The sequence below is a fragment of the Hymenobacter sp. GOD-10R genome, assembly GCF_035609205.1.
In the GTDB taxonomy this organism is placed as follows: Bacteria; Bacteroidota; Bacteroidia; order Cytophagales; family Hymenobacteraceae; genus Hymenobacter.
This window is the reverse complement of sequence record NZ_CP141184.1, coordinates 1,171,089-1,183,217: the sequence shown is the minus strand read 5'-3', so window position 1 is coordinate 1,183,217 and position 12,129 is coordinate 1,171,089. Positions and strand designations below refer to the sequence as shown.

Sequence of the window (12,129 nt, the reverse complement as noted above, 5' to 3'; positions counted from 1 at the left end):
GCGATACCTAGCCTCCAGTCATCTGATAAACTAGCACACCCGCCGGCGTTACTAGATAGGCGTATTGTTCGCCTAGCAGAACCTGTTGGGCGGCACTAGTGGTAGTCGGCAACGGCATTGTGCGCTCCGTGAAGTTATAGAGCTGGAAAAATTGTACTTGGCTATTCGTGAGGTAGTATAGTTCATCACCACGAAAGCCCACAGAATTCAGCCCTGTGAAGGGTAACTTTTTCCGGTAGTTACCTAGGTTGTCAAACACAAAGATGCCGCTCGTTCGATCTACCAGATAAAGGTTGTTCTGGTATTGGCGCAAGAAGCGGAAATCAGGTTTCGATCGGCCGATAATTAGGTCGAGCGGGGTACTGAGCATCAGCCGCTGCAACGTCGGGTCGAACTGCCGCAAGGTGAGGTCACTTTCATTGAACAGCCACAATCGGTCGTCTGGAGCGAGAGTAGCCACTCGAATGCTGCCGTCCACAAAGTCAAGGAGCTGCACGCTCGTGATGGGCGTCATGAACCGGTCGAGTAGCAGAATCTCTTGGCGGTCGTCGTAAAAGACGAGAATCTTAGCGCTATTCCACGCTTCAATCTGGGCAGTATGGCCAGGCTGGGGCGGCGAATAGGTATTTAGCGCCTGTCCATCGGGTCCGTATTGGTGGATGTTGTCCTGCTCATCGGCCACGTAAAAATTGCCGCGCCGATCCAGAGAAGCGGCGCCTGGCTTTGCCAGCTTGATCGTACGAACCAGCTTCCAGCCATTGGTCTCTACCACTGACTGATTAGGGCTAGCTACAGTATTGTAAGCAGGAGCAACTGGCGCAGGCTTGGCAGCAGGTGCTACAGAGGCAGCTGATGGCACCGTGGTTTGGGCGTAGACTGTTGGTAGTGAGTAGTAGGTAGTGAGTAATAAGATAACGACGAGTTGTTTCAGCCAACTAATCTTTTCTAGCGTCATCTTACTCATACTTTTTAGTATCAACTGTTTACAAAGAACTACGCATCACTAAGTATTAGCTACTCAAATCCTTCTCGAAATGCAGTAAAGCCAGCTGGTCACCATCGTAGCTAGCATACGTGCGGTAGTTCACCCACTCACCTAGGTTGACGTAACGGCTGTTGGCTGTTACCTCAACGTCGAGCGGCAAGTGGCGGTGCCCGAACACATAGTAGTCGTGATGATGCAGGCGCTCCAGCTCCCGGCAATACACCAGCAGCCACTCATCGTCGCCGAAGTACTTCTCGTCCTTGGCCGTGTTTTGAATACGGCTGCGGCGGCTCCAGTTGTTGGCAATACCGATACCGAAGTTGGGATGCAGCCGCGCAAATAGCCACTGCGCCACAGGACTCGCAAAAACCTGTTTCAGGAATTTATACGTGTAATCCTTCGGACCTAGCCCATCGCCGTGGCCGATGTGGAAGATGTGATTCCCAATCCGCTGGCTAACTGGGTGGCGCAAGATGGGAATGTTCAGCTCCTCGGTAAAGTAGTCGAACATCCACATGTCGTGGTTACCAGTGAAGAACGTTACGGGAATGCCGCTATCCGTCAGTTCCGCCAGCTTGCCTTGGAGCCGAATAAAGCCGCGCGGTATAGCATGGCGGTATTCAAACCAGAAATCGAAGATATCGCCAACTAAGTAAATGGCAGCAGCATCTTTTGCACACTGATCGAGCCAGCGCACAATGCGTCGCTCGCGAGCGGCAGAGCTAGCCACATCGGGCGTACCGAGGTGGAAGTCGGAGGCGAAGTACACGCGGCGGCCGGGCGGCAGCGCGAGGTCAGGTAGTTGCGGCGGGCGCGTCATCCAATAAAAACAACACGATGCTACGCGGGCCATGAGCACCGAGTACCAACGTTTTTTCAATATCAGCCGTACGACTCGGCCCTGTGGTGAGCGAAATCATAGAGGGCAGCTTACCATTGTGGTTTTCCTTCACAGCTTGCAAACCATCGCCGATGTCAGGCACGATCTGCGACGTACGGGCTAGCACCAAATGCTGGTCGGGGTAAATGCTTAAACGTCGGCCGCTAGCAGAAGCGCCACTCACGAGCACACTGCCCGTGCGAGCGACTAGAGCTTCGCATGTAGTCAAGCTAGCATCCGCTTTTTTAATGAAATCCTTTTCGTCGCCCACAAACACGAGTCCGGCTTTGTGCAACAGCTTTTTCAGCTCAGGCTCCCACACAAATAAGTTTTCCAGCTCTTTTTCCTTTTTGTAAGCAAAAAGCTGGTCGAAGAAATGGTCTTCTGACTCGCAGTAATAGAAAACGCCGCCCGTTCGCACAAAACTTTGAGCAAACATCACGGCTAAGTCGTCGGCGGGCGCCGGGTACAAGGGCGCCGTGAAGTCAGGCGCCGCGGGCTGGGGCGCCGGTTTCTGCAGCGATTCGCGGATGCGGCGCAGAATAAGGTCACGGGAAGATTCAGCCATTGAATGCGCAGCGAGTGCTTGGTTAGCGAAGATTATTCGTCAAAGATAGGACGCAATAACCACCGAACAGCTACAAAACAAAAGAGCTAGCCCGTTAAGGCTAGCTCTTCCGCAACTTAGTTACTCTTCTATTTACACCGGCGTCACGGCGCTGCCCGAAGGCACATCCGTATGGCCGCTGGTGTTCGGCTTGTCGTCGATGCCTGGCAGATTCATGTCAGGTAAGTCATCGCCGAGCGGCAATGCATGCTCCTGCTTCCGCTCGCTGAGGGTCTCGCTACGATCAGTGCCAGCCATGTGTGCTTGGTAGGTAGTCTGGCTGTCGTAAGGACGACGGCCGACCAAACGCTCCAAGTCATCCTGTAGCAGCACTTCCTTATCTAGCAGCTCTTTGGCAACTACTTCCAGCTCATGCCGACGCTCAGTTAGCAGATCCTTGGTGCGGTTGTAAGCATTTTCGATGATGGTGCGAACTTCTTCGTCAATCATCTGCGAAGTAGCTTCCGAATAAGGCTTGGTGAAGCCGTACTCATTCTGTCCTTTCGAGTCGTAGAAGGAGATGTTACCTAGCTTCGAGTTCATGCCATACATGGTCACGATGCTATACGCCATCTTCGTGATACGTTCCAAATCGCTCAACGCACCGGTCGAAATCTTGCCGAACACCAACTCTTCAGCAGCACGACCACCTAGGGCCATGCACATCTCGTCGGTGAGTTGCTCCGTGTTGTATAGGAACTGCTCGCGGGGCAGATACTGGGCATAACCTAGGGCAGCTACACCACGCGGCACAATGCTCACCTTCACCAACGGATCGGCGTGCTCCAAGAACCAGCCAGCAATAGCGTGGCCTGCTTCGTGGTAAGCCACGATTTTCTTCTCACCGGGAGAAATGATTTTGTTCTTCTTCTCCAAACCACCGATAACACGGTCAACGGCGTCGGTAAAGTCCTGCATCGTTACCATCTTCTTATCGCGACGGGCAGCAATCAGGGCTGCTTCGTTGCAGACGTTAGCGATTTCAGCACCCGCAAAACCAGGAGTTTGAGCAGCTAGCTTCTTAGCTTCCACATCAGGAGCTAGGGTCAGCGGCTTCAAGTGCACATTGAAGATCTGCGTGCGGCCGTTGATATCTGGCTTGTCGATGCTGATCTGACGGTCGAAACGACCGGGACGCAGCAACGCTGAGTCGAGCGTATCAGGGCGGTTGGTCGCAGCTAGGATGATAACACCCGAGTCGGTACCGAAACCGTCCATCTCTACCAGCAGCGAGTTCAGCGTGTTCTCACGCTCGTCGTTACCACCGGGTACGTTGCCGCGCGAACGGCTCCGACCGATAGCGTCAATCTCGTCGATAAAGATGATACAAGGCGCCTTTGCTTTGGCCTGCTTGAACAAGTCACGAACACGGGCAGCACCTACACCGACGAACATTTCTACGAAGTCGGAACCCGACAGCGAGAAGAACGGAACATCGGCCTCACCAGCTACAGCTTTCGCCAATAGGGTCTTACCCGTACCGGGAGGGCCTACTAGCAATGCGCCTTTTGGAATCTTACCACCTAGGATGGTGAACTTGGAAGGATGCTTCAGAAACTCTACAATCTCTTGTACTTCTTCCTTAGCTTCTTCCAGGCCAGCAACGTCCTTGAACGTAATCTTTACTTTGTCTCCACCTTCAAACAAGGCAGCACGCGACTTACCAATGTTGAAGATCTGACCACCAGGGCCACCAGCGCCGCTCATGCGACGCATCAGGAACCAGAAGCCCACGAAGAGCAACAGAATAAAACCCCAGCTCGTAATCAGGTCGCCGTAACCTTGGCGGTCTTTTACGTCGAGGCCCACACGCTGCTCACGCGGCAGGTCAGCCTGCACTTTATCAAGGTCTTCTTTAAAGGTCTTACCGTCTACGACACGGAAGCTGTACTGCGGCCCTTGCTCCATAGCAAGCGGGCCACGACGGGCTAGCTCAGGATTGTATTTGGCATTCTTAACGGCTTCAGGCTTGAGCGTTACTTCTACCATCCGGTCGTTAACCAAGGTCACGTCGCGCACATCGCCAGCTAGCAGCATCTGCTCGAAGCGTTGCTGCGTGGTCTCGATGGTCGAGGTACTGCGGTTGAAGTAGAACATCCCGAAGATGAACACCACTAACCCAGCCAGCACCCACATCTGCATACTCGGCCGCGGCGTGGGCGCGGGTAGCATGGGTTTTTTCTTTTTGGGGGTTGTATCAGGCATGAATTGGGATTTCAGAGCAAAACATAAGCGGAACACTCCGCTTGAAGGATTTGTTCGGAGCCGCTACGCGAGTTTAACGTGCTTCGGCTTCTTCTTCGATGTAGGAAATTTCGGCATCACCCCACAGCTCTTCCAGAGCATAGAACTGGCGCCGGTCGCGGAGAAAAACATGCACCACGACGTCTACATAATCAAGCAGCACCCACTCGCGATTGGTGCGGCCCTCAGTTTGCCAAGGATGCTGGCCGGTAAGCTTCTCCACCTCTTCTTCTACTGAACGGGCAATAGCGTCGAGTTGGGTATCGGAAGATGCCGAACAGATAACAAAATAGTCTGCTACAGCATTCTTAAGTTCTTTAAGATTGAGTACCACGATATCGGCAGCCTTTTTTTCTTGCATACCGCGCACTACTACATCTGCCAATCTGTCCGAATCCTGCCGGACTAGGGTACTTTTCATAGGATACTATTAGGTTTGAACGTCACAAAGTACGAAAATCAGGTGGAGGCACTAACCCCCAAAACCCTCTTCACGGGCCAGCAACTAATCTGGTTGCCCGAATGTGAATCCACAAACACGGAAGCCCAGACCTTGGTCGTCAAAAACAGCGCCACCGAAGGTTGCACCGTCATTACCGACAAACAGACCGCCGGCCGCGGTCAACGTGGCAATCGTTGGGAAGCTGTTGCCGGCGAAAACCTGACACTTTCGGTGGTATGGTTTCCTTCGTTTCTGGCAATCAACGATCAGTTTCAACTCAGCCAAGCCGTGGCGCTGGCCGTGCACGATTGGGCTGGTAGTTTGCTAGGTCCCGACCCGGCGTTGCGTCTCAAATGGCCCAACGACTTGTTTTTTGGTGACCAGAAGCTAGGTGGAATACTCATTGAAAACACCGTGAGCGGCGCTAAAATTCAATCTAGTATCGTTGGAATTGGCTTAAATATCAACCAACAAAATTTTGGCATCCCTACTGCCACGTCTTTCGGCCGGCTTACCAGCCGACATTATCTACTGCCACCACTGGCCGTAGGTTTGCTCGAAAGTCTAGAACGGCGTTACCTGCAACTGCGCGCCGACCAGCGTGCCCTATTGCGCTCCGACTACCTCCGTGCCCTCTATCGCTACGAAGAGTGGCACCCATATGAAGTAGCTGGCAAAAGAGTGCTAGGCCGTATCGTCGATATAGATGAGGCAGGTCGCTTGATAGTGGAGATGGATGGCAAGGTGCAACGCTTCGGCCTGCAGGAAATCAAGTTCGTCTATGATTAAGCCCAAATGGTAGAAAAGCCGGCTATCCAGGTGAGCAATAGAGCATCTTTGTCATGCGAATGTTATTGTTTACTCCTTATGACGTCAGAAGCTGATGAATATTTTAGGAATTAGCCTAAATTTTTCATTTCGTGTTCAGCTAAAGTAAACCTTCTTGCAACCTTTCACTCTAACGCAGTATCTGTACCCTGACATCTTGCTAGCTCCCTTGCTTAGGGCACGGTGCTTGTAACTTAACAGCAGTACGGGTAAGCACAGGACACTTTTCCCGGAAAACCTTCAGATCTTCCTTTCACTTTTCGCTCGCACCTCCTTTCCCACCATCTGCTCATGAAGATTTTTACACGCTACTTTTTAGTTTTTGCCTTTGTAGCCGTGCGCCTAACGGTTCTTGCCGCTTCAGTTACGCCCAAGACCGCCCAACTCGTGCATGCTATTAAAGTCCAAGAAGTAAAGACCACTACTTCTACTCCTAGCTTGAGCGTTTACCCGAACCCAGCCAAGGGCATGGTAACGGTTTCGCTAAGCCAGCGTATTGGGCTAGGCCAAGATTATAAGTTGCGCTTGAGCAACATCATTGGCCGGGAGGTGCGGACTACCTTGCTCCGCCCCGAGGATAATAGCTCTATTGCCGTGAATCTGTCGGATCTGCCAGCGGGCATGTACTTTTACAGCTTATTAGTAAACGATAAAATTGTAAGTACGAAACGTCTCGTATTACAAAACTAATTGTTTAACTTGCCATCGTTTTCCTAGAGAAAGCAGTCGATTTATCGACTGCTTTTTTTGTGCTTCACGCTGGCAAGGCGACTCTTGTGACCCAAACCTAGGTGTGGCACGGCCGGATTTATTACCTACTTTTGGCTCTTCTCTGATTAAGTAGTATGCGTCGTTATCAAAGCCTGAATAATTTGGTGGGTTGGCTAGTCTTTGCCATTGCCACGCTCACTTACCTAGTTACCCTAGAGCCTACCGCCAGTTTCTGGGACTGCGGCGAGTTCATTGCTTGTTCCTACAAGCTACTTGTTCCCCACCCTCCGGGGGCGCCTACCTTTCTACTGTTAGGCCGCATTATGTCGCTGTTCTCTTTCGGCGACGTCACCAAAGTGTCGGTGCTAATTAACGCTCTGTCAGCGCTTAGCAGCTCCTTTACAGTACTCTTCCTCTTCTGGACCATCACGATACTAGCGAAGAAGCTGGTACTCGGCATCAACGTGCCGAATGATGAGCAGCTAGAGCCTACCAGCGGCCAAACGCTCCTCATTCTGGGTTCGGGCGTGGTAGGGGCGCTATCTTTTGCCTTCTCCGATTCGTTTTGGTTCAACGCGGTGGAAGGCGAGGTGTACGCTATGTCGTCGCTGTTCACAGCCGCCGTTGTTTGGATCATGCTGAAGTGGGAGAACCGCGCCCACGAAGCCGATTCCGATAAGTGGCTCATCCTTATTGGCTATGTAGTAGGCCTGAGCATCGGGGTTCACTTGCTGAACCTGCTGGCCTTGCCCGCATTGGGTTTCATTTACTACTACCGCCGCACGGCTAACCCAACCTGGTGGGGTGGGGTACTCACGCTGGTAGTTAGTATGGTGATTGTGGGCGCCATTCTCGTGGGTATCATCCCGGGGCTGCCTTCGCTGGCTGGTGCCGTGGAAGTGTTTTTCGTGAACAGCCTAGGTCTGCCGTTCGATTCGGGTTTGATCTTCTTCCTGATTGTCTTCGTTGCGCTCATCTGGCTAGGTTTCCGCTATTCTTTCCGGACGCGTAACCGCTTGGTGAACACCGCCATGCTGAGCTTCGTGTTCATCCTGATTGGCTACTCAACTTACCTGATTGTACCGATTCGCAGCAGCTATCACCCGACCATCAACGAGAACGATCCGGAAGATGTATTGTCCTTCGTGAGCTACCTGAAGCGCGAGCAGTACGGTGACCGGCCCTTGCTTTATGGCCCGCAGTTCAACGCTGAGCCTGTCGATCAGGAAGAAGGAGCACCGCGCTACGTTCGGAAAGGTGACAAGTACGTGGTAGCCGAAAAACGCCTCGAAACGATTTATCGTGACGAGGACAAGATGCTGCTGCCCCGCCTCTACAGCTCTCAGCCTGAGCACATCTACAACTACAAGAAGTGGATCGACATTCAGCAGTACACTGACCCGAACACAGGCCGCCCCTCGTATGCGAAGCCGACCATGGGGCAGAACCTGAGCTATCTGTTCCGCTATCAGATGGGTCACATGTACATGCGCTATTTCCTCTGGAACTTCGTGGGCCGGGAAAGCGACGTGCAGCAGGCGGGCGTAGTATGGCCAACGTCGTCGAAGCAAGGCTTGCCGGAGCGTGTGGCTGAAAGCAAAGCGCACAACAACTTCTTTGCAATTCCGCTGATTCTGGGGCTCGTTGGCTTGTTCTTCCACGTGCGCCGCGACAGCCGTACGTCGTTCATTGTCGGGCTGCTGTTTGTATTTACCGGCCTAGCTATTGTCCTGTACTTGAACCAGCCTCCAATTGAACCGCGTGAGCGGGACTACACCTTCGCTGGTTCTACCTATGCTTTTGCCATCTGGATCGGCTTAGGGGTACTCGGGCTAGCCGAGTTGCTGCGCACCGTATTGAAGGCCGATACGGCTCGTGGCGCGGTAGCTCTACTTATCGGCCTCATTGCGCCAGGCATTATGGTGGCCCAAGGCTGGGACGACCACGACCGCTCGGACCGCTATTCGTCGGTAGACTCGGCCAAAAACCTACTGAACTCCTGCGCACCGAATGCCATCCTATTCACCAACGGTGACAATGACACTTTCCCACTCTGGTATGCTCAGGAGGTAGAAGGCATCCGGACCGACGTGCGCGTAGCCGTGTTGAGCTACCTGAACACCGACTGGTACATCGACCAGATGAAGCGCCGCTCTTACAACTCGCAGCCGCTTCCCATCTCGATGCAGAACAAGGACTACTCGCAGGGCACCAACGACTATCTGCCTTACGTGGAAAACCCGTCAGTGAAGGAAGTCGACTTGAAGCAGTTCATCCAGTTGGTGGAGCAGAACAGCGACTTGCTCAAAGTGGAAACGCAGAGTGGCAGCACCATGCTTTCCTTCCCAACACGTAAGTTTTACCTCGACGTCGATACGGCGGCCGTTGAAAAGCTAGGTATCATTCCGGCCGAGCGTCGCAAGCAGCTGGTATCCCGCATGAGCTGGGACCTAGGCAAGGGTGCTATCGAGAAGAAGAACCTGGTTATTCTAGATATTCTGGCCACCAACAACTGGAAGCGGCCGGTGTACTTCTCGACGACGGTTGACAATTCCGACTTCATGAATTTGCAGCCTTACTTCCAGCTGGAAGGCATGGCTAACCGCATTCTGCCAGCGCGCGACCCAAGCTATGACCCTAAATCGGACCGGGAAGGGTACATCGCGAAGGACATTATGCAGAAGAACATGATGCAGAATTTTGCCTTCCGGAACCTCAACAACCCGAAGATTTTCTACGACGAAAATAGTCTGCGCTTCCCGGCTAACTACCGTGATAAGTTCAACCAGCTTGCCGAAGCCTACCTAGCTTCCGGCGACACGGCCAAAGCCAAGCAAGTACTGGATAAGTCGTTTGAAGTAATGCCGGATAAGTCGATTCCGTATGACTTCTACACGCCGCAAGCCATTGTGCCGCTGGTAGCTGTGGGCGAGAAGAAACGCGCCAACGAGATTATGGACACGGTGACCAATCGGGCCCAGCAAGCTTTGGCGTATTACTCGACGCATAACAGCGCCCTGTTCGACCGCGAGATTCAGACGCACCTGATTAGCCTGAGCAATGTGTACCGGGCCGCCGAGCAGATAGGCGACCAGCAACGTGCTTCTAAAGCTGTATCGCTGCTCAATCAGTATTATCCGCAGCAATAACGCTAGGTGCTAGCTCCGAAAGCCGATTCCTTCTACAGGAATCGGCTTTTTTTGTTGTAATACGTAAGCTTTTCTAGCAGGCGGCATTACCCTATACCGGTCTGTTGCGCTAGTCGATTGTTGAAATGAAAAAACCTGTTCTCCTTACCCTAGGGGCGCCTTGTTTACTCGTCCTAGGTTTGCTGAGCTTGCCGAGCGCGGTGCCTCCCGGTCCACGCCGCGACTTCTCGAGCCAGTACCGCATCGACCGCCAGGTTCAGGTTGACACCCGCCGCGAGAACGATAGTTTACACATCTTTCTTCGCTTTGCTGACGCCAAATCCTTGCCGCTAAATCAGCCGTTGCAGGTAATCCTCTGGCAGGATTATGAAAGCCGAAAACCCGTTTTACAGGATAGTGTACGGCACCTAGCTCACCGTACACGGCAGATTGGCTCGGCGAAGCTCGTCGATTTCAGTTTGCCAATTGCCTCCTTGGCCGCCGGGCAAATTGTGAATGTGCACAGTGGCGCGGCCAAAAGCGAGGATAGTAGCGAAGGCGTGTGGCTGGAAATTACACCCGAGCGCCTCAGCCGCACGTTCCTGCTGGCTGACTCCGTTGGAGCGCCTTTGCTACGGCGCTACGTGCGCGTTGGCGAAGTTTTTCAGGTGAGTAGCTACGGCACCCAGCAGCCCCTCACCATTAAGCAATATGCGCCCAACTTCATGACGGCCCTGCCGCCCATGACCAATCCCGCTACTCTCCCGCCGCCACCCCGCAGCATGGCCGTACAAGACTCGTCAAGCATCCAGGCTGGTCGGCGTATCAAGCTCGCGGGGCCTGGCTTGTACGCCATGCGGGTGAGTGGCAGTGAAAAGTCATTTGGGCTGTTGGCGGAGCGTAATAGTTTCCCGGAACTGACGCAGGCCGTTGAATTGATCCAACCGCTCATTTACTTGACGTCCACGGCCGAACGCCAGCGGCTTTATGACTCGCCAGACCCTAAGCGCGCCGTCGACCGGTTTTGGCTGGATGTAGCTGGCGGGCAGCAGGTCGTTGCGCGCCAATTAATTCGCACGTACTACGAGCGAGTGGCGGCCGCTAACCGTTTATTTTCGAGCTACAAAGCAGGTTGGATGACCGACCGCGGCATGCTTTACATCGTGTATGGCCCGCCCGAAACGGTTTACCGCACGGCTACTGAGGAGCGTTGGCTTTACCGGCCCGGTATGATGGGCGAAGGCACATACACGTTCCGCCCTAAACCCAGTACCTTTGCCCCCGAACACTATGAATTGGTGCGCCGCCCTGAGTATGAACGCCTCTGGTATGCCGCCGTCGATCAATGGAGAAAAGGACTGACCGCCCCGACGGCCCGCTGAATGAGCGCCGCCGCTTTTACGATTCCGAAAACCGCCCCGTCAATCGGCCGAGTGACCGCGCCGACCGTGGCGCGGGAGGCGACCGTGCGCCGCGTGGCGACAAGCCGCGCTACCCACACCGCCCAGCCGCCGACCGTAGCATCGAGATGCTATTTGGTTTGCGACCCATTCTAGAAGCACTGAACGCAGGCCGTACGCTGGAGAAAATCTATTTGCTGCGCAGTACCAAGAACAGCATCACACAGGAAATAAATGAGCTAGCTAAGGCCGCGAATATTCCGGTGGCGTTGGTACCGCTCGAAAAACTGAACGACCTTACCCGCAAGAACCACCAAGGTGCGGTGGCGTTCGTGTCGCCAATCGACTACCAGCCGCTAGACAGCATTTTGGCGGGCTTGTATGAGGAAGGCAAAACGCCGCTATTGCTCCTTCTCGACCGCATCACGGATGTGCGCAACTTCGGCTCCATCGCCCGCAATGCGGAATGCCTAGGGGTCAACGCCATTGTGGTGCCGAGCCGGGGCGCGGCCCAAATCAACGGCGACGCCCTCAAAACGTCGGCCGGCGCGCTAAACCTGATTCCGGTGTGCCGCGAGCCCAACCTAAAAGATACTATTGCCTTCTTGCAACAATCGGGCGTGCAGATAGTGGCCTGCACGGAGAAGGCCGAAGCTAGCTTAGAGACGGGCGCAGTTGACCTAACAGGCCCGGTAGCGGTGCTAATGGGCAGCGAGGAAGATGGCATTTCGCCCGAGTATCTGAAGCTCGCGGACCACAAGATTCGTATTCCGATGGTTGGTCAAATCAGCTCGCTCAACGTGTCGGTGGCCAGTGGCATCATGCTGTTTGAAGTGCAGCGTCAGCGACTACGCGCGGCGGTACAGTAGCCATTCACAAAGACAGGCAATGCTTTTGCTTAGTA

At 53.8% G+C, this 12,129-nt stretch carries 10 protein-coding genes; 5 read left to right on the top strand and 5 right to left on the bottom strand.

Features of this window, described 5'->3' with window-relative positions; genetic code table 11:
- Positions 1–7: 7 nt before the first annotated feature.
- The 5 genes from SD425_RS04925 to rsfS all read right to left on the bottom strand — a co-directional run bounded on the left by SD425_RS04925 (position 8) and on the right by rsfS (position 5,137).
- Positions 8–964 carry a hypothetical protein gene (locus SD425_RS04925; protein WP_324676010.1) on the bottom strand — a complete coding sequence of 319 codons (957 nt, stop codon included), beginning with the start codon at positions 962–964 and terminating at the stop codon, positions 8–10.
- Positions 965–1,010: 46 nt separating this feature from the next.
- A complete protein-coding gene (locus SD425_RS04920) occupies positions 1,011–1,805 on the bottom strand; it encodes a UDP-2,3-diacylglucosamine diphosphatase (RefSeq protein WP_324676008.1) in 795 nt (264 codons plus the stop codon).
- Positions 1,780–2,433, bottom strand: a complete 654-nt coding sequence (locus SD425_RS04915) for a LutC/YkgG family protein (RefSeq protein WP_324676006.1) — start codon at positions 2,431–2,433, stop codon at positions 1,780–1,782. The genes SD425_RS04920 and SD425_RS04915 overlap by 26 nt, the downstream gene beginning before the upstream one ends.
- A 132-nt stretch (positions 2,434–2,565) precedes the next feature.
- Positions 2,566–4,677 carry an ATP-dependent zinc metalloprotease FtsH gene (ftsH, locus tag SD425_RS04910; RefSeq protein ID WP_324676004.1) on the bottom strand — a complete coding sequence of 704 codons (2,112 nt, stop codon included), beginning with the start codon at positions 4,675–4,677 and terminating at the stop codon, positions 2,566–2,568.
- Positions 4,678–4,750: 73 nt separating this feature from the next.
- Positions 4,751–5,137 carry a ribosome silencing factor gene (rsfS, locus tag SD425_RS04905; RefSeq protein WP_324676002.1) on the bottom strand — a complete coding sequence of 129 codons (387 nt, stop codon included), beginning with the start codon at positions 5,135–5,137 and terminating at the stop codon, positions 4,751–4,753.
- Between the two features lie 15 nt (positions 5,138–5,152).
- Here rsfS and SD425_RS04900 point away from each other — a divergent pair, with 15 nt between their 5' ends.
- The 5 genes from SD425_RS04900 to rlmB all read left to right on the top strand — a co-directional run bounded on the left by SD425_RS04900 (position 5,153) and on the right by rlmB (position 12,094).
- A complete protein-coding gene (locus tag SD425_RS04900) occupies positions 5,153–5,947 on the top strand; it encodes a biotin--[acetyl-CoA-carboxylase] ligase (RefSeq protein WP_324676000.1) in 795 nt (264 codons plus the stop codon).
- A gap of 330 nt (positions 5,948–6,277) precedes the next feature.
- Entirely contained in the window at positions 6,278–6,676 is a 399-nt protein-coding gene (locus SD425_RS04895; RefSeq protein ID WP_324675998.1) for a T9SS type A sorting domain-containing protein, read from the top strand.
- A 155-nt stretch (positions 6,677–6,831) separates the two neighbouring features.
- Positions 6,832–9,846, top strand: a complete 3,015-nt coding sequence (locus SD425_RS04890) for a DUF2723 domain-containing protein (protein WP_324675996.1) — start codon at positions 6,832–6,834, stop codon at positions 9,844–9,846.
- Between the two features lie 125 nt (positions 9,847–9,971).
- Entirely contained in the window at positions 9,972–11,207 is a 1,236-nt protein-coding gene (locus SD425_RS04885; protein WP_324675994.1) for a GWxTD domain-containing protein, read from the top strand.
- Positions 11,171–12,094 (top strand): 23S rRNA (guanosine(2251)-2'-O)-methyltransferase RlmB, encoded by a 924-nt coding sequence (gene rlmB, locus SD425_RS04880; RefSeq protein ID WP_324675992.1) that lies wholly within the window; start codon positions 11,171–11,173, stop codon positions 12,092–12,094. The genes SD425_RS04885 and rlmB overlap by 37 nt, the downstream gene beginning before the upstream one ends.
- Positions 12,095–12,129 lie beyond the last annotated feature (35 nt).